The 20,063-nt window shown below is 64.1% G+C and carries 21 protein-coding genes and 1 tRNA gene; 12 read left to right on the top strand and 10 right to left on the bottom strand.

Annotation, left to right across the window (positions count from 1 at the left end; genetic code table 11):
- Nucleotides 1-113 precede the first annotated feature (113 nt).
- Nucleotides 114-1,241 (bottom strand): anhydro-N-acetylmuramic acid kinase, encoded by a 1,128-nt coding sequence (locus AB4M76_RS09320; RefSeq protein ID WP_368441550.1) that lies wholly within the window; start codon nucleotides 1,239-1,241, stop codon nucleotides 114-116.
- 66 nt (nucleotides 1,242-1,307) lie between these two features.
- Here AB4M76_RS09320 and tyrS point away from each other — a divergent pair, with 66 nt between their 5' ends.
- From tyrS to AB4M76_RS09300, 4 genes are all read left to right on the top strand, one after another.
- On the top strand, nucleotides 1,308-2,558 hold the full coding sequence (gene tyrS / locus AB4M76_RS09315; protein WP_368441549.1) for a tyrosine--tRNA ligase: 1,251 nt from the start codon (nucleotides 1,308-1,310) through the stop codon (nucleotides 2,556-2,558).
- A 78-nt stretch (nucleotides 2,559-2,636) separates the two neighbouring features.
- The gene (locus AB4M76_RS09310) at nucleotides 2,637-3,455 is read left to right on the top strand and encodes a GNAT family N-acetyltransferase (protein WP_368441548.1); all 819 of its coding nucleotides are present in this window, start codon (nucleotides 2,637-2,639) and stop codon (nucleotides 3,453-3,455) included.
- Nucleotides 3,456-3,523: 68 nt separating this feature from the next.
- Nucleotides 3,524-4,279 carry a 3-hydroxyacyl-CoA dehydrogenase gene (locus AB4M76_RS09305; protein ID WP_368441547.1) on the top strand — a complete coding sequence of 252 codons (756 nt, stop codon included), beginning with the start codon at nucleotides 3,524-3,526 and terminating at the stop codon, nucleotides 4,277-4,279.
- Nucleotides 4,279-4,890 (top strand): hypothetical protein, encoded by a 612-nt coding sequence (locus AB4M76_RS09300; RefSeq protein ID WP_368441546.1) that lies wholly within the window; start codon nucleotides 4,279-4,281, stop codon nucleotides 4,888-4,890. The genes AB4M76_RS09305 and AB4M76_RS09300 overlap by 1 nt, the downstream gene beginning before the upstream one ends.
- On the opposite strand, the gene AB4M76_RS09295 is transcribed toward AB4M76_RS09300, so the two are convergent.
- The 3 genes from AB4M76_RS09295 to AB4M76_RS09285 are packed head-to-tail and all read right to left on the bottom strand — an operon-like array spanning nucleotide 4,887 to nucleotide 7,979.
- Complete coding sequence (locus AB4M76_RS09295) at nucleotides 4,887-6,698, bottom strand: ABC-F family ATP-binding cassette domain-containing protein (protein WP_368441545.1); 1,812 nt, start codon at nucleotides 6,696-6,698, stop codon at nucleotides 4,887-4,889. The two genes, AB4M76_RS09300 and AB4M76_RS09295, sit on opposite strands and share 4 nt — an antisense overlap.
- 31 nt (nucleotides 6,699-6,729) lie before the next feature.
- Nucleotides 6,730-7,473: a GNAT family N-acetyltransferase gene (locus tag AB4M76_RS09290; protein ID WP_368441544.1), complete on the bottom strand. Its 744-nt coding sequence runs from the start codon at nucleotides 7,471-7,473 to the stop codon at nucleotides 6,730-6,732.
- A 41-nt stretch (nucleotides 7,474-7,514) separates the two neighbouring features.
- The gene (locus AB4M76_RS09285; RefSeq protein WP_368441543.1) at nucleotides 7,515-7,979 is read right to left on the bottom strand and encodes an outer membrane protein assembly factor BamE; all 465 of its coding nucleotides are present in this window, start codon (nucleotides 7,977-7,979) and stop codon (nucleotides 7,515-7,517) included.
- Nucleotides 7,980-8,069: 90 nt separating this feature from the next.
- Here AB4M76_RS09285 and AB4M76_RS09280 point away from each other — a divergent pair, with 90 nt between their 5' ends.
- From AB4M76_RS09280 to AB4M76_RS09245, 8 genes are all read left to right on the top strand, one after another.
- Complete coding sequence (locus AB4M76_RS09280) at nucleotides 8,070-8,621, top strand: DUF177 domain-containing protein (protein WP_368441542.1); 552 nt, start codon at nucleotides 8,070-8,072, stop codon at nucleotides 8,619-8,621.
- A gap of 201 nt (nucleotides 8,622-8,822) precedes the next feature.
- A complete protein-coding gene (gene rpmF / locus AB4M76_RS09275) occupies nucleotides 8,823-9,029 on the top strand; it encodes a 50S ribosomal protein L32 (RefSeq protein ID WP_174858529.1) in 207 nt (68 codons plus the stop codon).
- Between the two features lie 50 nt (nucleotides 9,030-9,079).
- The gene (gene plsX / locus AB4M76_RS09270; RefSeq protein WP_368441541.1) at nucleotides 9,080-10,156 is read left to right on the top strand and encodes a phosphate acyltransferase PlsX; all 1,077 of its coding nucleotides are present in this window, start codon (nucleotides 9,080-9,082) and stop codon (nucleotides 10,154-10,156) included.
- Entirely contained in the window at nucleotides 10,153-11,124 is a 972-nt protein-coding gene (locus AB4M76_RS09265) for a beta-ketoacyl-ACP synthase III (RefSeq protein ID WP_368441540.1), read from the top strand. Before plsX ends, AB4M76_RS09265 begins: the two co-directional genes overlap by 4 nt.
- 109 nt (nucleotides 11,125-11,233) lie before the next feature.
- Nucleotides 11,234-11,536 carry an integration host factor subunit alpha gene (gene ihfA, locus AB4M76_RS09260; protein ID WP_368441539.1) on the top strand — a complete coding sequence of 101 codons (303 nt, stop codon included), beginning with the start codon at nucleotides 11,234-11,236 and terminating at the stop codon, nucleotides 11,534-11,536.
- A 3-nt stretch (nucleotides 11,537-11,539) separates the two neighbouring features.
- Nucleotides 11,540-12,589 carry a MerR family transcriptional regulator gene (locus tag AB4M76_RS09255; RefSeq protein ID WP_368441538.1) on the top strand — a complete coding sequence of 350 codons (1,050 nt, stop codon included), beginning with the start codon at nucleotides 11,540-11,542 and terminating at the stop codon, nucleotides 12,587-12,589.
- Between the two features lie 67 nt (nucleotides 12,590-12,656).
- Nucleotides 12,657-12,733 (top strand) — tRNA-Pro (locus AB4M76_RS09250).
- A gap of 75 nt (nucleotides 12,734-12,808) precedes the next feature.
- The gene (locus AB4M76_RS09245; RefSeq protein WP_368442411.1) at nucleotides 12,809-13,885 is read left to right on the top strand and encodes a 2'-deoxycytidine 5'-triphosphate deaminase; all 1,077 of its coding nucleotides are present in this window, start codon (nucleotides 12,809-12,811) and stop codon (nucleotides 13,883-13,885) included.
- Between the two features lie 163 nt (nucleotides 13,886-14,048).
- On the opposite strand, the gene scpB is transcribed toward AB4M76_RS09245, so the two are convergent.
- The 6 genes from scpB to AB4M76_RS09215 all read right to left on the bottom strand — a co-directional run bounded on the left by scpB (nucleotide 14,049) and on the right by AB4M76_RS09215 (nucleotide 20,057).
- Nucleotides 14,049-14,705: an SMC-Scp complex subunit ScpB gene (gene scpB, locus AB4M76_RS09240; protein WP_368441537.1), complete on the bottom strand. Its 657-nt coding sequence runs from the start codon at nucleotides 14,703-14,705 to the stop codon at nucleotides 14,049-14,051.
- A gap of 3 nt (nucleotides 14,706-14,708) precedes the next feature.
- Nucleotides 14,709-15,506, bottom strand: coding sequence for a ScpA family protein (locus tag AB4M76_RS09235; protein WP_368441536.1), 798 nt, complete (start codon nucleotides 15,504-15,506; stop codon nucleotides 14,709-14,711).
- Entirely contained in the window at nucleotides 15,499-16,506 is a 1,008-nt protein-coding gene (locus tag AB4M76_RS09230; protein ID WP_368441534.1) for a glycoside hydrolase family 3 N-terminal domain-containing protein, read from the bottom strand. Before AB4M76_RS09230 ends, AB4M76_RS09235 begins: the two co-directional genes overlap by 8 nt.
- On the bottom strand, nucleotides 16,506-17,504 hold the full coding sequence (locus AB4M76_RS09225; RefSeq protein ID WP_368441533.1) for an SPOR domain-containing protein: 999 nt from the start codon (nucleotides 17,502-17,504) through the stop codon (nucleotides 16,506-16,508). Before AB4M76_RS09225 ends, AB4M76_RS09230 begins: the two co-directional genes overlap by 1 nt.
- A 78-nt stretch (nucleotides 17,505-17,582) precedes the next feature.
- Nucleotides 17,583-19,328 carry an arginine--tRNA ligase gene (gene argS, locus AB4M76_RS09220; RefSeq protein ID WP_368441532.1) on the bottom strand — a complete coding sequence of 582 codons (1,746 nt, stop codon included), beginning with the start codon at nucleotides 19,326-19,328 and terminating at the stop codon, nucleotides 17,583-17,585.
- 105 nt (nucleotides 19,329-19,433) lie between these two features.
- On the bottom strand, nucleotides 19,434-20,057 hold the full coding sequence (locus AB4M76_RS09215) for a hypothetical protein (protein WP_368441531.1): 624 nt from the start codon (nucleotides 20,055-20,057) through the stop codon (nucleotides 19,434-19,436).
- Nucleotides 20,058-20,063: the final 6 nt, after the last annotated feature.

Raw genomic sequence — 20,063 nt, 5'->3', positions numbered from 1 at the left:
CAACATTGATAAAAATATGCCGAAGATCGCAAATTGATGCCCTCTTTTCGGCAAGTCTTGCTCTTAGACCCCCCGCAGCGGCACCCTTTGGTCCCAATCGGCTGGATGCTGAGTCAGACCCGGCTGACGGTTCCCCCGCCCACGGCAGCCCGCACGCCGGTTGTGCCGGGGCAGGATGTCGGCAGGCCGCGCGCGACCCGCACCGCGAGATAGGCAAAGGCCTGGGCTTCCAGCATATCGCCATCGAGCCCGATCTCTTCGACCGGCGCGACGGGGCAATCGAGGCTGACATCCAGCATGCGCATCAACACGGGGTTATGCCGCCCCCCGCCGGTGACGAAAACGCATTCAGGGGGGGCCGGACAATGCTGCATGCCTTCGGCCACCCCGGCGGCGCACATGGCGGTCAGCGTGGCGCAGGCGTCAGCGTCCGAGAGCTCGCCCACCAAGGCGATCATGTCGGCAAAATCGTTTCGGTCGAGCGATTTCGGGGGCATCCGGGCGAAATAGGGTTCCGCGAGGAAGAGCTCCAACGCACCCTGCTCGACCCGCCCCCGCGCGGCGAGCTTGCCGCCCGCGTCAAAGTCCTGTCCCAGACGGGCCTGCATCAGATCATTGATCGGCGCGTTGGCAGGGCCGGTATCAAAGGCGAGCAACGCGCCTTCGGCCTCTGGCCTATCAATGCGCGGATCGACCCAGGTCAGGTTCCCCACGCCGCCGAGGTTCAGAAAAGCCACCGGCCCCTTCCGCCCCGCATAGCGTGCGCAGGCATGGTGGAAGAACGGCGCCAGCGGCGCGCCTTCGCCGCCCAACTCGACATCGGCGCTGCGGAAATCCCAGACCACCGGCAGGCCAATCTCGCGCGCCAGCAGCGCCCCGTCGCCGACCTGCAACGTGCCTTGCAAACGCGGCGCATGGGCCAGAGTCTGGCCATGGAAACCGACCAGGTCGACCGAAGCCTCCTCTTGCAAGACCTCGCGCAAGAGCGCCAGATGCGCGGCCTCCACCGCTTCGCGCGCCGCCTCGACCTCGGCCCCCTGCCAGCGCCCGAACCCACCTGCGATCACCGCCCGTTCTGCGCTGGTGTAGCTGCGGTAGGCGCTTTTCCCGAAACCGGTGATGTCATGCCCGTCGCTGTGCAGGATGGCCGCATCCACCCCGTCCAGAGAGGTGCCTGACATCATCCCAAGAGCCGTCACCACCCCGGTTCCGCTCCATTGCCTGTGCATGGCCTTATTCATGGCCTTTTCCTTTGTCGCTTCTGCGCATATAGATTGCCCCGCAATACAGTTTTGAGGCAAGTCACCATGACATACCATCCCAAATCGGAGTTCATCCACACGATGATGCAGCGCGGCTTCCTGGCCGATTGCACCGATTATCAGGGGTTGGACGAAGCCCTGCTGAAAGGCGCGGTGCCGGCCTATGTGGGCTATGACGCGACCGCCAAATCGCTGCATGTGGGCCATCTGGTCAACATCATGATGCTACGCTGGCTGCAGAAATGCGGCGGCAAGCCGATCACCCTGATGGGCGGTGGGACGACCAAAGTGGGCGATCCCTCTTTCCGGTCGGACGAGCGCCCGTTGCTGACGCCCGCGGCGATCAACGACAATATCGAAGGCATCCGTCAGGTCTTTGCCCGCTACCTTGATTACGGTGACGGGCCAAGCGATGCCCTGATGCTGAACAATGCCGAATGGCTCGACGGGCTGAACTATCTTGAGTTCCTGCGCGACATCGGGCGGCATTTCTCGATCAACCGGATGCTGAGCTTTGAGAGCGTGAAATCACGGCTCGACCGCGAACAGTCGCTGTCTTTCCTAGAGTTCAACTACATGATTTTGCAGGCCTATGACTTCATGGAACTGCACCGCCGCTATGGCTGTCTCTTGCAGATGGGCGGGTCGGATCAATGGGGTAATATCGTCAACGGCATCGACCTGACGCGCCGGGTGATCGACGGCGAGGTCTACGGTCTCACCTCGCCCCTGCTGACCACCAGCGATGGCAAGAAGATGGGCAAATCGGCGGGCGGCGCGGTCTGGCTGAATGGCGATATGCTTTCGCCCTACGAATTCTGGCAGTTCTGGCGCAATTGCACCGATGCCGATGTCGGGCGTTTCCTGAAACTTTACACCGAATTGCCGGTGGAGGAATGCGACCGTCTGGGCGCGCTGGCCGGCTCCGAGATCAATGAGGCCAAGGTGCGGCTTGCCAATGAGGTGACGGGGCTGCTCCACGGGGAGGAGGCCGCGCGCAATGCCGAAGCCACCGCACGCGAAGTCTTTGAAAAGGGCGGTGTGGGCGAGGATCTGCCGACCCTGACCCTTTCGGCGGCCGATGTGGGCGATGGGATTTCCATCGTGCAGCTGATCGTGAAATCGGGCCTTGCCGGATCGGGCAAAGAGGCGAAACGTCTGATTGCCGAGAATGGCGCGCGGATCGACGATCAACCTTTGACGGATGCCGGGATGATGCTCGACGCGACAGCGCTGGCCTCTCCGATCAAGCTCAGCGCGGGCAAGAAGCGGCATTCGCTGGTGCAGCTTGGCTAGAGTTGTCGGCAGGGGCAATCTTGCCCCTGTTTGACCGGTTTTAACGGCGGCTTAATCCTATTCGGTCTCAATGACCCTATGATTGACGCCACCGCCCCCACGGCCGGCAGCTTGCTGCAGGATGTCGCTTTTGCCACGGCTCTCCGGGCCTGTGGGCAAAGGCCGTTGCGGCTCCCGGGCGGGTTGATCCTCTTGCAGCGGCGGATCTTGGGGCTGCGCGTTGCGATGTTGCCCCGCGCCCGCCCTCCGCCTGATCTATGGGCGCAGCTGCGCGCGGTCGGGCTGCATCGCGTGCCGCTTATCCTCTCGCCGCCCGATCCCTGCGCCCTGCCCCCGGCCCTGCGGCTGCGCGCGCCGCAGACCTGTGCGGTCTTGGATCTGACCCCGTCGCCAGACGCGCGCCGCGCGGCCCTGCATGGCAAATGGCGCAACCAGCTTCGCCGCGCCGAGCGGGCGGGTCTGCGCGTGACCCATGCGCCTTTGCCGCCGGACCCGAATCATCCGCTTCTCTTGGCCGAGGCCGCACAGGCCCGCGCGCGCCGCTACGCCTCATGGCCGCCGCGTCTTACGGCGGCTTTCGCCCGCGTCGCCCCCGGACAGACCCGTCTTTTCACCGCATGGCAGGGGCGCAGACCCGTCGCGCATATGCTCTTTCTCTGCTATGGCCGGGGCGCGACCTATCATATCGGGCATAGTTGCCGGGACGGGAAAGCCTGTCATGCCCATAACCTTTTGCTCTGGCGCGGGGCAAATTGGCTGGCCGAGAGGGGGCACTGCCAGCTTGACCTCGGCCCCTTGCACCCGCGCACGCCCGGGCTCAGCCGGTTCAAGCTGCGCAGCGGGGCGCAGCCGCGGGCCACGGGCGGCAGTTGGCTCTATTGGCGACCTTTGGGCTAGCCGCGCTTGCACCGCCCCGCGCTTCGTGTTGAACTGAACAAGTGTTCATATTCGGGGGGAGCCAGCGCATGAAACTCGACACCACAGCCGCCATTGTCACCGGCGGCGCATCGGGCTTAGGAGAGGCCACAGCACGTCATTTCGCCGCAGAGGGCGCGCAGGTGACCCTGCTTGACCGAGATGCCGAGAGGGGCGAAGCGGTGGCCAGGGAGATCGGCGGCCATTTCATCGCGACAGATGTCACGGATGAGGGTTCGGTTCAGGCGGCGGTCGATTTCGCGGTCGAGAGAATGGGGCGCATTACCGCGGCGGTGAACTGTGCCGGCATCGCACTTGGGATCAAGACCACGGGGCGCGACGGCCCCCACCCGCTCGACGCGTTCCAGCGCACGGTGGACATCAACCTTGTCGGCAGTTTCAATGTGGCGCGTCTGGCCGCCGTGGCGATGGCGCGCAATGACGCGGAGCCCGACGGCGCGCGCGGGGTGATCATCAACACCGCCTCCATCGCGGCCTTCGACGGGCAAAAGGGTCAGGCGGCCTATGCGGCCTCCAAAGGGGGCATTGTCGGCATGACCCTGCCCATGGCCCGCGATCTGGCCAAAGACGGCATCCGCGTGATGACCATCGCGCCGGGCATTTTCAAAACTCCGATGCTGGCCGGGCTGCCCGACGAAGTGCAGGCCGAGCTTGCCAAAGATGTGCCGAACCCGGCCCGTTTGGGCGAGCCGTCGGAATATGGGCGGCTGGCCGGCTTCATTGTTGAGATGGGCTATCTGAATGGCGAGGTGATCCGCCTCGACGGGGCGCTCAGGATGCGCTGATGCCCCTGCAAAACCGTGTGCAGCCCGACGGAGAGATTATCGCGCATCCGGCGCGGGGAGGCTTTATGGGCAACCGCGGCATTTTGCATGATGCGCATGGGCTGCACCCCAAACGCCGCTGGGCGCATCAGAACTGGGTCTGCTGTCGGCTGAGGTTCAAAGGCAGGCGGCGCCAACTGATGGCGCCGCGCCACTATACCGAATTGTTCTTTCTGGACGAGGCGGTGGCCTTTGCCGCCGGGCACCGCCCCTGTGCAGAATGCCGGAACGCAGATTACCAAAGGTTCCGCGCCTGTTGCGATATCCCCGGCCCCGCCGCCGATTTGGATCGTCAGTTGCACGCGGAGCGCGCGGTGCCTCGGGTTTATCAACAACGCCGCCATAAAGACGTCGCGGCAGGCGCTCTGCCGGAGGGCAGTTTCATCCTGGACGGAAACGGCACAGCGGGCGTCCTCGCCGCAGGGGCGTTTCACCCCTATGAACCGGCAGGCTATGCCGCCCCGCAGCCCCGGCCTCGGGGCCATGTCACCCTGCTCACGCCGCCCTGCATCGTCGCGGCGTTCGGCGCCGGCTACCGGCCGCAGATCGCCCTAGACACAGCAGGCGCCTAGCCCTCGGCCTTTTCCTCCAACGTCATCCATTCTTCTTCGGCGTTTGACAGTTTTTCATGCCGCTGAACCAATGCATCGGTCGCCTTTTGGAACTTCACCGGCTCGCGGGTGAAAAGCTCCGCATCGCTGAGCAATTCTTCGAGCTTGGCGATCTCGGCCTCCAACCGCGCAATCTCCGCGGGCAGCGCTTCCAGCCGGTGTTTCTCTGTGAAACTCAGCCCGCCGGAACTCTGTTTCTTTTCCGGTCTCGCATCCGCTTTCGACGGCTTCGCCTTCACCACGCTTTCGGCGAAATCATCCTGCCCGCGCTGCGCAATGTAATCGCTCCAGCCCCCGGCATAGACCGTGGCGCGCCCGTCGCCTTCCATGGCGATGGTGGTCGCGGCGACGCGGTCGAGAAAGTCGCGGTCGTGGCTCACCAGCAGCACCGTGCCATCGTAATTGCCCAGAAGCTCCTGCATCAGGTCGAGCGTTTCGACATCGAGATCGTTGGTCGGCTCGTCCAGCACCAGAAGGTTGGAGGAACGCGCCATGATCTTGGCCAGCAAAAGCCGCGCCTTCTCCCCGCCCGAGAGCGAGCGCACTGGCGCGCGGGCTTGGGCTTCGTCGAAGAGAAACTCTTTCAGGTAGCCCACCACATGTTTCGGCTGGCCGCGCACCAGCACCTGATCGGCCTTGCCCGAGACCCGCATTTCCGGATCACCGGTCAGACTGTCCCAGAGCGTCATGTCGCCATCCAGTTGCGCCCGCGCCTGATCAAACAGCGCAAGCTCCAGATTGGTGCCGAGCTTGATCTCGCCCTGATCCGGTTCTTCCTTACCGATCAGCATGTTGAGCAGCGTGGTCTTGCCCACCCCATTCGGCCCGACCAGCGCGATGCGGTCACCGCGTTGCACGGTGATCGAGAAATCGCGGAGGATCTGTTTGTCGCCGAATTTCTTGGCCACGCCGGTCGCTTCGATCACCTTACGGCCAGACTTTGGCCCGGCCTCCAGTGCCATGGCGGCGGTGCCTTGCCGTTTGATCTGGGCCGAGCGTTCGGCGCGCAGTTCCTGCAACGCGCGCACACGGCCCTGGTTGCGCTTGCGCCGGGCCGAAATCCCCTCAACCGCCCAACGCGCTTCCGCCTTGATCTTGCGGTTGAGCTTGTGGCGCTGCATGTCTTCTTCTTCCCAGATCTGATCGCGCCAGGCTTCAAAACCCTCAAAACCGATCTCCTGACGGCGCACAGCGCCCCGGTCGATCCAGAGGGTGGCGCGGGTCAGGTTGCGCAGGAAGGCGCGGTCGTGGCTGATGATGACAAAGGCGGTGCGGGTGCTTTTCAGCTCCGCTTCGAGCCATGCAATCGCTTCGATATCAAGGTGGTTGGTCGGCTCGTCGAGCAGCATCAGCTCCGGCTCTTCGGCCATCAGTCGCGCCAGCGCGGCGCGGCGGCGTTCCCCGCCCGAGGCGGTGGCGACCGGGCGGGCGGGATCGAACTTGAGCCCCTCGCCGGCCCGTTCGACCTTATACATCTCGCCCGGGTCCAGCCCATGGGCCGCGAAATCGCCCAGGGTCTCGAAGCCCGACAGATCGGGCTCCTGTTCCATATAGCCGACCGAGACGCCCGGCCCGGTGACGACAGCGCCGCTGTCGGCTTCGACCAGCCCGGCCATGACCTTCATCAGCGTGGATTTCCCGGAGCCGTTGCGCCCGACCAAAGCCAGCCGGTCGCCGGTCTGAACCACCAGCGAAAGGTCGTGAAAAACAGGATCGCCGCCAAAGGTCAGCGAAATATCGGTGAGTTGTAAAAGGGGTGCGCGTGCCATAGCTGCCAGCTATCCCCCGGCGCGCACAAGGTCAATGTCCCGCGGCGGCTTTCGGGGCTGCCAAGGCCCGCAGCAGCCGTTTGCGCCCCGGCGGGATGGCGGCGATCTCAAGCCCGGTAAAGACATGCAGCGTGTTCATGGCGCGGTCGACCACCGCATGGTCGCTCACCCAGCCCCCCATCGCCAGATAGCTGCGCAGCAAGGGGGGCAGCTGGTGCAGCCCCGCGCGGATATCCGCAGCGTCGATGCTGTCGAAACGGATCACCTCGGCCGCTTTGACGCCAGGCCGCCACGGCGCCCGGGCAAGATGGCGGCTGTTGAGCAGGGCAAAGGCGTCGCGGTAGCGCCCGCTCTCCACCCCGTCGAAAGACGTGCAGCCAAAGAGCAGCGCCGCGCCCTGGGCGTCGACCTGCCCCGCCAGCCAACCCCATGCGAGGCGCAGGATATCGGGGTCCTGCCATTCGGGATGCACGCAAAAGCGCCCCAGTTCCAGCATCGGGCCTTCGACCTGTCGCAGGGCGGTCAGGTCATAGACCTGCGCCGAATAGCTGTGCTGCAATGTGTCGCCTGTGAAGGCCGTCAGGCGAAAGCAACAGACCGCCGCTGCGCTGTCGCGCTCTTCGATCAGGACATGGCGCGCGGCTTGGTCAAAGGCGTCGCACTCTTGCAAGGAGGGATTGCGAAAACAGATGGCCCGCAGCGCCCGTACGCGGGACAGATCCGCGGGGGACTGGGCCTCTCGGGCGGTAAAGCGGCCCGGCGGGGCATGAAGCATCGCGCCACTCACCCCGGTTGCCCGGTCAGGGCCGCCACCGCTTAGCTGCCAAAGGCTGTCGGGCTGAACCGACCAAGGTTGCCCAAGAGCTGACGCAGCAGGGAATTATCCCGAACCGGCGAAGAGGTCACCCGGCGCGCCAGCGGCACGACGCGCCCGTCCTCAAGCCCGAAACGTTCGACATTCTGCACCAGGCCCGCATCGCTAAAGCTGATCGCAACAACCTCGCGCTCGACCTCTTCGGGTGCGAGGAAGCCAAGCGCCCGTTTGCGCATCTTCACATAGTAGAAACTGTCGTCATTCAGCACGCCGCCCGCCGTGGGATGGCCGATTTTTGCGGTCACGCTTTCCTTGGTGTCACGGCCCACCACCACTTGCTCCAACTGATCGGCAGGCGGCACATAGCCGTGGTTCTCATACTGTGGCGCACAGGCACCCAGCACGAGCAGCAGGCTCAGACATCCGGCCCGTAGAATGGGGGTGCCGGTCTGTTTCGTGATGCGCATTTGGTCTGCCCTCTTGCCCTGACGGATTATGGCTTTTATCTCGCATACACCAAGGCACCCTAAGTGTTCAAGAAACGAAAGTCGGTTCTCATGTCGCGCACCCCCCCTTCTGCCACCGCCCTGCGGGTCTCTGACCTGTCCCAGACAGAGGCCAATAGTTTTGCCCTGCGCCCCGAGGCGGATGTGCTTGCCAGCATTGCTGAAGAGCTGGACCTCTCGGCCCTGCGCAAGCTCAGCTTTGCCGGGGAGATCACCCCGCTGGGCAAGGAGGATTGGCAGTTGAACGGCAAATTGGGCGCGACCGTGGTGCAGCCCTGTGTTGTCACCCTGGAGCCGGTCACCACGCGCATCGACGTGCCGGTGACGCGCCATTTTGTCCGCGACTTTCAAGTGCCGGACGAAGAAGAGATCGAAATGCCCGAGGATGACAGCAGTGAGCCGCTGGGCCAATGGATCGACCCCGCGCAGGTGATGATCGAGGCGTTGGCGCTTGAGGTGCCTGAATACCCGCGCAAGGGCGATGCCGAACTGGGCTCCATGGTGCTGACCGAGCCGGGCCAGAAACCAATGACCGACGAAGAGGCACGCCCCTTTGCAGGGCTGGGGGCGCTGCGGGATGCGCTCAAGAACGACGAAAGCTAGGCAGACGCGCGGAAAACCGCAGAAATAGAGGCTTGCATCGGGGGGCATTCGCGTTATTTTGCCGCCCTCACCCGAATTAAGGTTGGACATTGCGCGGCTGCGGCCCTAAAGCGTCGTCACGCCCGAAACGGGGTCCGAATTGAAACACGGTTGCGGCATGTCCTGTGCAGGTCAGCAACCCCGAAGGCAAAGGCACCAGACATGGCTGTCCAACAGAATAAAGTATCCAAATCGCGCCGCAACAACCGCCGTGCGCATGATTCGCTCACAGCGGCGAACCCGAACGAATGTTCGAACTGTGGTGAGCTGAAGCGCCCGCACCACATCTGCGCGGCTTGCGGTCACTATGACGATGCAGAAATCGTCGCCCTGACCGAAGAAGTAGACCTGGAAGACGACGCAGCTTAAGCTGGCGTCATTTCCCAAGTTTTTCTAAGGCAAGTGAGGCATTCGCACCGATGACGGCCCAGCCCGATCACCCCGACGCGAAAGCCGGTCACACCCTGATATCGGTTGATGCGATGGGCGGTGACGAAGGCCCGGCAGCGGTTGTTGCCGGGTGTGCGCTTTCTGCGCAGGCGAACCCTGACATTGGTTTCATCCTGCACGGCCCGCAAGAGCAACTGACCCCGCTGATCGCCAAACACAGCGCGCTGGCGGGGCGTTGCGAGATCCATCACACCACCGATGTGGTCACGATGGACGACAAGCCCAGCCAGGTGGTGCGCACGGGCAAGAACACCTCCATGTGGTCCGCGATCGAATCTGTCCGCAGTGGCGAAGCTGCCGTGGCGGTTTCCTGCGGCAATACCGGCGCGCTCATGGCGATGTCGACGATCCGGCTGCGCAAGCTGCCGGGCGTCAACCGGCCCGCGATTGCGGTGCTCTACCCCTCTTCAAACCCGCAGGGGTTCAATGTGATGCTCGACGTGGGCGCGGATATTCGCGCCGATGCCGAAGATCTCTTGCGCTATGCGCTGATGGGGACATCCTATGCCCGCAACGGCATGGATCTGGAGTGCCCCCGCGTCGGTCTTTTGAATGTCGGCACCGAAGAGCATAAGGGCCGGACCGAGCTGAAAGAGGCCTATGACCTGATTCGCGCCCAGAGCGATGCCGCCGGCTTTGAATTCGTCGGTTTCGTCGAAGGCGGCGATATTTCCGGCAATCGCGCAGATGTGATCGTGACTGACGGCTTTACCGGCAATGTCGCGATCAAGACCGGCGAAGGCACCGCCAGCATGATCGGCAACCGCCTCCGTGAGGCGTTCAAATATTCGCCTCTGTCACGTCTGGCCTCGCTCTTGGCCTATACCTCGTTGCGCCGGCTGAGCAAGAAGATTGATCCGCGCCGGGTCAATGGCGGCGTCTTTTTGGGCTTGAATGGCACAGTGGTTAAGTCGCATGGTTCGGCTGACGCTACGGGCATCTCTGCTGCGATCAAACTTGCGGCGCAGTTGTCCGAGAATAAATTCAATGACAAGCTGGCCGCCCGCGTCGCCGCGACGCTGCCAGCCGAGGAGTCCCCGACATGAGCCTGCGCGCCGTTGTCACTGGCTGTGGCCATTACCTGCCCTCCCGTGTCGTCGAGAATGCCGAGTTCGAAGCCACGCTCGACACCAATGACGAATGGATTCGCTCGCGCTCGGGCATCGAGCGCCGCCATTTTGCCGCCGAGGGCGAGACGACATCCTCCATGGCCAGCGCCGCCGCGCGCAAGGCGCTGGAAGACGCGGGCTGCGCGGTCGGGGATGTCGATGCGATCATCGTCGCGACCTCCACGCCTGACCTCACCTTCCCGTCCTCCGCCACCATGGTGCAGGCCGAGCTTGGCATGACCAAAGGCTTTGCCTTTGACGTGCAGGCGGTCTGCGCGGGTTTTGTCTATGCGCTCGCCAATGCCAATGCGCTGATCGTCTCGGGCCAGGCCCGCCGCGTGCTGGTGATCGGGGCCGAGACCTTTAGCCGGATCATGGATTGGACCGACCGCTCCACCTGCGTGCTCTTTGGCGATGGCGCGGGCGCGCTGCTTCTGGAAGCGCAGGAGGGCGAAGGCCGCCCGCAGGACCGCGGCATTCTGGCCACTGATCTCAACTCCGACGGGCGCTTTCGCGATCTGCTCTATGTCGATGGCGGCGTCTCGACCGGGTCCACGGGCTATCTGCGCATGCAGGGCAATCAGGTGTTCCGCCATGCGGTTGAAAAGCTCGCCGCCACCGCCAATACCGCGATGGAACGCGCCGGCGTCTCGGCCGATGAGGTCGATTGGATCGTCCCGCATCAGGCCAATATCCGCATCATTCAAGGCACCGCCAAAAAGCTGAACCTGCCGATGGAGCAGGTTGTGGTGACGGTCCAGGACCACGGCAATACCTCTGCCGCCTCGATCCCGCTGGCGCTCTCGGTGGGCCGTGAGCGCGGTCAGATCAAGCAGGGCGATCTGGTGGTGACCGAGGCCATTGGCGGCGGTCTGGCATGGGGCGCGGTGGTCCTGCGCTGGTAAGCCACTGACGCGGCGTGGAAATTTACCGCCGAATTGCCTCCATTCCGGCCAATGATGTTGACTCTAAAAAATCCTGCAGCATATGCTAACCCAAAGCATGGGGGATAATATGCCGAATAAAACATTGACGCGCATGGATCTTAGCGAAGCGGTGTTCCGCGAAGTCGGCCTCTCGCGCAACGAAAGTGCCCAGCTTGTGGAAGCGGTGTTGGAGCATATGTCAGACGCGCTGGTGAACGGCGAGCAGGTGAAAATCTCGTCCTTCGGCACCTTTTCGGTGCGGGACAAGACCGCCCGCGTGGGCCGCAATCCCAAGACTGGCGAAGAGGTTCCGATCAACCCGCGTCGCGTGCTGACCTTCCGCCCGTCGCATCTGATGAAAGACCGCGTCGCCGAAGGCAACAAGTCCTGATCCATGGTCAAATCGCCGGACGCTTTCCGCACCATTTCTGAAGTCGCCGACTGGCTTGGCATTCAAGCCCATGTGCTGCGGTTCTGGGAAAGCAAATTTACCCAAGTGAAACCGATCAAACGGGCCGGCGGGCGGCGCTATTACCGCCCTGCCGACATGCTGCTTTTGGGCGGGATCAAGAAGCTCTTGCACGATGATGGGCTGACCATCAAAGGCGTGCAAAAGATCCTGCGCGAAGAGGGGATGACCTATGTCTCAAACCTGTCTGCGCCACTGGACGAGCTGCCAGAGGCCGAGGATGACGCGAAATTCGTCACCGCCCTGCCGGTCGAACGCGAGCGCGGCGTGGTGCTGAAATTCGGCGCGACCGCCGGCGAGAGTGAGCAGGCGCTGCCAATGACCCGCACCGCCACCCCGGATTTCGAGCGCGCGCCCCCGGCGCCGCTGGTCCAGGATGCCCCGCCCGCCATGGCCGCCGCCGAAAGAGCGCCTGAGGCGACAACCGAACCGGAACTGACGCCCGCGGCGGAGGAGGCCCCCAGCTATTCCCCCGAGCCGCCGGCGGACGATCACCCCCGCGCGACACCTGACCCGCTGGGGCCTTCGAACAGTGAGACCGAGGACGCACCGCGTCTGGAGCCGACGGCACCCGAAGGGGAAGACGCCCCAACGCCGCCTGAACCGGCAGCATCGGACGCGCCCGATGCGGCGGAGACCTCTGCCCTGCCCGGCTTTATCCAGCGCCCCATGGGCGAAGCTGCGCCCTCTTCCGACAGTGACGACGCGGCTGAAGAAAGCCCCGCGCCAGCGCAAACGCCGGATGAGCCTGAGGATCACACCCTGCAGGATGAGCCCCTGAAGCCCGCGATAATCGACCTGCCCGCCTTTACCGCCGAAGCGGATTTCCCCGCCTATCCCGGGCTGCTGACCCGCATTGGCCGGGTGCACCGTTTGCCGCGCGACGTGCAGCCGGATGTGGCCAGCCTGCTGCTGCATCTTGCCGATATGCGCGGCCAGATGGACGCGAACAGCGACAGAAGCAGTAATTTCTGATCTCAATGAAAAACCCGGCAATTCCCTCTTGCACCGCCTGCGAGATCGGGTATGAAGCCCAAGTAGTCGGGCTATGGCGCAGCCTGGTAGCGCGTCCGTCTGGGGGACGGAAGGTCGCAGGTTCGAGTCCTGCTAGCCCGACCAACCGACTACATCAAACCGCCCGTGCCTGTCAGGCGCGGGCGTTTGTCATTTGAAAGGCCCGCGATGCCCCATGCTATGAACGGCGTGCTTCCCAATCAGCAAATTGCAGCCATGGTCGAAAGCGGCGCGATCCGCGCCGAGCCGGGCGTGACCGAAGCACAGATCCAGCCTGCGAGCCTTGATCTTCGGCTGGGCACCGTGGCCTACCGCGTCCGCGCGTCCTTTCTGGCCGGGCATGGGGCCAAGGTCTCGGACAGGCTCGCGGAGTTTGAGATGCACCGGGTTGATCTGAGCGATGGGGCGGTGCTGGAAAAGGGCTGCGTCTATGTCGTGCCCTTGATGGAGGAACTGGCGCTCTCGGAAGGTGTCTCGGCTGTCGCCAATGCCAAAAGCTCCACCGGGCGGCTTGATCTCTTGACCCGGACCATCACCGATGGCGGCACGGAGTTTGACCGGATCGCACCGGGCTACCATGGGCCGCTTTATGCGGAAATCTGCCCCCGCTCCTTCTCGGTTCTCGTGCGCCCGGGCATGCGGCTAAACCAAATCCGCTTCGGCCATGGCGATGCGACGCTGGATGACGATGCGCTGCGCCGGCTGCATGCCGAGACAGCGCTGGTCGACGGTACCGCGGTGATCGACGAGGGCTTGGGCTTTTCCGTCGACCTCAAACTGCCGGGCACCAGCCTTGTCGGCTACCGCGCCAAACCGCATACCGGGGTGATTGACCTCGACCGGATCGGTCACTACGACCCGGCAGCCTATTGGGAGGAAGTGCACAGCACCAATGGTCAGATCATTCTCGACCCCGGTGCTTTCTACATTCTGGTCAGCCGCGAAGCGGTGACGATCCCGCCCGCCTATGCCGCTGAAATGGCACCCTATCTGGCGATGGTCGGGGAATTCCGCGTGCATTACGCCGGTTTCTTTGACCCCGGTTTCGGCCATGCCGAGGCCGGCGGCGCTGGCTCCCGCGGCGTGCTTGAGGTGCGCTGTCACGAGGCGCCCTTTGTGCTTGAGCATGGTCAGGTCGTGGGCCGCTTGGTCTATGAGCATATGGCCCAGATCCCCAGCCAGCTTTACGGGGCCGATATTGCCTCGAACTATCAGGGCCAAGGTCTCAAACTGTCGAAACATTTCAAAGCGGTTTGAAGAGGTCGCAGCGGGGCCATCAGACTCGCGTCAAACGCCGCGGCAGCTGACCCCGCTGTCGTGCTTTCCGGCCTGCCCCGCAGTGACGCCGCGGGACAGAAGCCTGCGCAGCAGCATTCTCACCGCCGTGATATCGGGGCGGTGCGGCGCTCGCCAGCAGGGCTCAATCTTCGAACAACTCGCTCTGCCCCTCGGTCGCCTCCGGCTCATCCTCGCCATCGCCAACCCTTGGGGCCAATCCCGGCGGTGGCCGGTTTTCCAGCAGGCCGGCAGAGCGCAGCTCTTTCAGCCCCGGCAGATCGCGCGCGCTTTCCAGCCCGAAGTGATCGAGGAACTCTTGGGTGACCACAAAGGTCACCGGGCGCCCCGGTGTCATCTTGCGGCGGCCGAACCTGATCCACTCCATCTCAAGCAGTTGATCCACCGTCCCGCGTGAGACGGAGACGCCGCGGATTTCCTCGATCTCGGCCCGGGTCACGGGCTGATGATAGGCAATAATCGCGAGGGTCTCGATCGCCGCACGGCTGAGCTTGCGGGTCTCAACGGTTTCCTTGTGCATCAAGAACCCAAGGTCCGGCGCGGTGCGAAAGGCATAGGCATCGCCGACTTTCATCACCTGCACGCCGCGGCCGTGATAGCGGTGCCGCAGAAAGGCCATCGCCTCGCCCACGTCCGACCCGCGCGGCAGCCGGTCTTCCAGTTCACGCAGGGTGATCGGCTCGGAACTGGCGAAAAGCACAGCTTCGATCATCCGTTCCTGTTCGGCCAAGGACGGCGCATCAAACAGTTTTTTCTCTTTTTGTTCGGTATCTTCCGACACGCATCAATCCTTTTTGCGCAGTTGGATCGGGGCGAAAATCTCTTTCTGGCGGATTTCCAGATGCCCCTCTTTGACCAATTCGAGCGAGGCCGCAAAGGTCGCCGCCGTGGCAGACCGCCGCCGCTTCGGATCGCTTTCCCAGCCGTCGGGCAGGTAGCTGGTCAGATCGCCCCAATCGCCGGCATAGCCGATCAGCCCGCGCATCCGCTCCAGCGCCTCTTCCATGGTAAAGACCGCATCGCGGTCCATCACGAAGGGGCGGAACTCATCGCGGGTGCGGGTGCGGGCGTAGCCCTGCATCAGGTCCAGCAAGGTTGCGGTATAGGTCACCTTTTTGACGCGGGTGATTTCATGGGTCTGGCCCCGGGCAAAGAAATCCCGGCCCAGTTGGTCGCGCCCCATCAGCCTCGCAGCGGCATCGCGCATGGCTTGCAACCGTTCCAGCTGGAACGCCAGATGCGCGGCCATTTCTTCGCCCGAGGGGCCCTCTTCGGTGGGATCGGGGGGCAGCAGCAGGCGTGACTTCAGGAAGGCCAACCAAGCCGCCATGACCAGATAATCCGCCGCCAGCTCCAGCCGCAGCGCCTTGGCGCGTTCGACGAAGTCGAGGTACTGCCGGGCCAGTTGCAACACGGAAATTTTGCGCAGATCGACCTTTTGCGTCCGGCTGAGCGACAGCAACAGATCGAGCGGCCCCTCATAGCCTTCGACATCGATGATGAAAGCCTCGGCCGCCAGCCGGCCGGCCACGCTGCCTGCGGCGACCCCGTTGCTGTCTTGTAGAATATCGGTGTCAGCCATGTAACGCTCCGCCCAGAAGCGCCTGAAACTGGGCGTTAAGGGCGTCGATGTCAATCTCATCGGGCTGGCGCCGCGCCGCCATGGCCCGGGTTGCGCGGATTTGCGCCGCGGGGGTCATCTCTCCGGCGGCCCCGGCCACCGCGCGGCGTTCTTCCAGCGAGCCGTTGCAGAACAGCGCGACGTCGCAGCCCGCTGCAATCGCCGCGCGGGCGCTCTCGGCGGGGGCAAGGGGCAGAGCCTTCATCGAGATATCGTCGGTCATCACCAGATTATCGAAACCGATGTCTTCGCGGATCAGGCGCATCACCTCCGGCGACAATGTCGCGGGCGCCTCTGCCAGCCCTTCATAGACCAGATGCGCGGTCATCCCCATCGGCAGGTCCGCCAAAGCCCGAAACGGCGCGAAATCGACGGCCTCAAGCGCGGCACGCGGGGCCGTGACCCTGGGCAGATCATGGTGGCTGTCGCGCGTCGCCCGGCCATGACCGGGCATATGTTTCATCACCGGCAGCACGCCCCCGCGCAGCAGCCCTTCGGCGGCGGCGCGGCCAATCCGGGTCACCTCTTCGGCGGTCTCGGCGTAGCAGCGGTTGCGCAGAAAAGGGTGGGTCTGCGGCGTGGCGATGTCCAAGAGCGGCGCGCAATTGCTGTCGATCCCGACCGCATGCAGCTCATGGGCGATCATCCGGTACATCAGGTAGAAGACTTCCGTCGCCCGCATGCCGACGCGTTTGGCCAGATCGAGCGGCGGCTCCCAGTCGCGCCAATGCGGGGCCGACATGCGCTGCACGCGCCCGCCCTCCTGGTCGATCGTGATCACCGCGTGATGCCCCGCCGCCTCGCGCAGCTCGTCACAGAGCGCCCGGAGTTGGTCGGGGGTGTCGATATTGCGGCCAAAGAGGATGAAGCCAAAGGGCCGGGTGTCGCGAAAAAAGGCTTTCTCCTCGGCGCTGAGCCGATGGCCCGTGGCGTCGAGGATGGTGGCCCCAAAGGGGCGCATCAGCGCATCACCACCGGGATGCAATCCGCATTCTCTGCCACCAGGGCCGAGCAGAAGCGGCGGGCATCGGCGATGTCCTGAAAGCCCAAGGCCCGCAGGCGGTAGAACACACGTCCGCCGCTGGTGGCTTTTTGAACAACGCGGTCCTTGCCTTGCAGATAGGGGCCAAAGCGGCCTTGCAGCCGGTCCCATTGTTCGCGGGCGACCTCGGGGCTGTCAAAGGCGCCGAGCTGCGCCAAGCGGGTGCCGGCGGGTAGTGTTGTGGGGTCAACGTCGCTGACGCTGGCTTTGACAGGCGTGGCCTGCAATGCGGCTTGCGTCACCACCGCCCCGCCCGCCGGGCGGTTGCGGGGGCGCAGGGAGTTGCGCACGCCGGGCGCGTTCAGCACGGCTTTGACGATCTTGGGCTTCACGCCGGTATCGGCCATGGCCAAAGCCACTGCGGCATCGACGGAATTGTCGGTCAGTTCGGCATCGGCGGTGCCAGAAAGCGGGGCCACGCCATTGGTCAACTGCGCCACCAGGTCCTGAACATTGCCGGTCCGAATGGCCTCGGAGGCGTCGATCAGCGGCGCGTCTTCTGCGCCCGCGTCCTGGCTCTTCGCCGCCGCCATGGCCACTTGAACCGGTTGATCCTCGGCCTGAAGCTCCATCGGCGTGGGTGCGAGGCGAAGCTGATCGGCGGGGCGGCCGGCGCTGCCTTCGGCGGCGACGACATTGACGGAAAGCCCCTGATGGCGGGCCAGTTCACCGCCCGGCTCTTCGGGGCGGACGCGCATTTCACCCTGCACGGCACGCACCACGGGAATGCCGGTCACATCGCGCACAAGCAGTTTGTACCCCCAGACACCGATCCCCGCGACAAGCGCCAGCGACACCGCCGCACCCGCGATATTGGTGAGCGCTGTCAATGCCTTAGGCCCGGTTTCTACTGCGTATTCCTGCGTGGAATCGGGCGCGTAGCCCGTCATCGTCGGGGAAGACGTGAAATCTGCCATCTCTGCCTCTTTGCCCGACGTGATACATCGCCACGCGGGTCTGTCTTGGGGTTGCCTGTTTTCGGCGCGCTGGTGCGGTTATCGCATCTCTTGCGCCGGTGTGACGCCGAGAATACCAAGACCCGCCGCGATTACAATCGCAACGGCACGCGACAGCGCAATTTTTGCCTGCGACGTGGCAGCGTCCCCTTCTTGCAACGCGCGCAAACCGTCCTCGGACCGACCCAGATGGTAAAGACTGTGGAAATCCGACGCGAGTTCATAGAGGTAAAAGGCCACCCGGTGCGGCTCATTGCTGCGCGCGGCGGTTTCGACCAGACGCGGCCATTCCGCGACCTTGCGCAGCAAGGCGATCTCGGCCTCATGGTCGAGTTTGGTGAGGTCAGCCTCCAACAGCGTCGCATCCGCCACCTCGATGCCCGCCTCTTCGGCCTTGCGCAGGATCGAGGCAACGCGCGCATGGGCGTATTGGACGTAGAAGACCGGGTTTTCGCGGCTTTGCTCCAGCACCTTGTCGAAGTCGAAGTCGAGCATCGCGTCGTTCTTGCGCGTCAGCATGACAAAACGCGTCACATCCGGGCCCACCTGATCGACGACATCGCGCAGGGTCACGAACGTCCCTGCCCGTTTGGACATCTTGAAGGGCTCGCCGTTCTTGAAGAGCTTCACGAGCTGCGTCAGCTTGATGTCGAGCGGCACATGGCCGTCGCTGAGCGCCGAAACCGCCGCCTTCATGCGTTTGACATAGCCCCCATGATCCGCGCCGAAAACGTCGATCAACATGTCGAAGTCGCGGCTGATCTTGTCGTAGTGATAGGCGATGTCGGGGGCGAAATAGGTCCAGGAGCCGTCGGATTTCTTGACCGGGCGATCGACGTCATCGCCATGTTCGGTGGACTTGAACAGGGTCTGTTCGCGCGGCTCCCAATCTTCGGGTTTCTTGCCCTTCGGCGGCTCCAGCACCCCTTCGTAGATCAGGCCTTTGGCTTCGAGCGAGGCAATCGCCGCTTCGATCTGGCCGGTGCCATAGAGCGATTTCTCGCTGTAGAAGACATCCATCTCGACGCCCAGTGCCGCAAGGTCGTCGCGGATCAGGTTCATCATCGCGTCGGTGGCAAACTCGCGAATATGGTCGAGCCATTCACTCTCGGGTTGGTCGACCAGCTTGTCGCCATACATTTTGGCCAGCGCTTCGCCCAGCGGGATCAGATAGTCGCCGGGGTAGGTGCCATCGGGGAAAGCGACCTCTTTGCCATTGGCTTCGAGGTAGCGCAGATAGACCGACCGCGCCAGCACATCGACCTGTGCGCCGCCATCGTTGATGTAATATTCCCGCGTGACGTCATAGCCCGCGAAATCGAGCAGGCTGGCCAGCGCATCGCCAAAGACCGCGCCCCTCGTGTGGCCCACATGCAGCGGGCCGGTGGGGTTGGCCGAGACATATTCCACGTTCACCCGCTGCCCCGCACCAAGGATCGCGCGGCCAAAATCGGTCCCCTGCGACAGCACCTGCCGGGCCACATTCTGCCAGACCGAGGGCGCCAGCCGCAGGTTCAAAAACCCCGGCCCGGCAACCTCGGCAGAGGTGATGCGCGGATCTTGCAACAGCTGTGCGGCCAGCGCCTCGGCAATGTCGCGGGGCTTCATGCCCGCGGGTTTTGCCAGCACCATCGCGGCGTTGGTGGCCATATCCCCATGCGCGGGGTCGCGCGGCGGCTCGGCGGTGATCGGATCGAAGTTCAACGTCGACGGCAGAGCATCCTGCGCGATCATGTTTTCGAGCGTGGTGATGATCAGATGGCGAATTTCGGCAAATAGGTTCATGTCGGGTATCCTTGTTCCCCGTCCGTTTATCATCTGCGGGGATGCAGTCAATCAAGCGGCGCCGGGGCGGGTGAAACAGCTGTTCGCGCGGCAGGCGGCGCGGGCCTAGTCCAGATCGATCCGCCCACTTCGGAGCCGCCGCCCTGCGGTGGCGCCGAGGAAAAGCGCCGTTTCCACCGCCAGTTCGGCCTGCCCCTCAGGCACGGTCACGGTGTAAAAGCGCATGCCGCGCGGGGCAAAGACCTGCGCCAGTGCCTCATTGGCCGCGGCAACGGCGGCGATCATGCCATGGGCGTTCAGCGCCAGCGGCTGCTGCGGGCGCTCAAGCAGGGTGACAACCGCCCCCTGCCCTGCGGCCAAACCGCGCCCCAGGGCCCGCATCAGCGCTGACAGCCCGCGGATCTGCCCGTCAATGCCGCCGTTGTCTGTATCCGCCGGCTCAAGCGGTGTCAGGTTCAGCACCATATGCAAAGGTGTATCGCCCCATGTCTGGCGCAGCGGCTCCAGCCGCGCGACCGGGCCGCCGACCAGCGCCAGACCTTCGATCTTGTCGGGTGCGGTGCCCACGACCTTCGCCAGTCCCACCGGGTCCCGGTCCATCGCGATCACCCCGGCCCCCAGCCCCGCCGCCCGCTGTGCCAGCGCCGGCCCCGGCGTTTGGCAGGCGCCGAGGACCGCAAAGGTCGCGTCTTGGGCAAGGCTATCGGCTCGAACCGGGGTCTGTATCATGGGTCA

This window comes from Sulfitobacter sp. PS-8MA, assembly GCF_040933935.1.
GTDB lineage: Bacteria > Pseudomonadota > Alphaproteobacteria > Rhodobacterales > Rhodobacteraceae > Sulfitobacter.
Note: the sequence above shows the minus strand (reverse complement) of the source record. Positions and strands in the feature narration are given on the sequence as shown.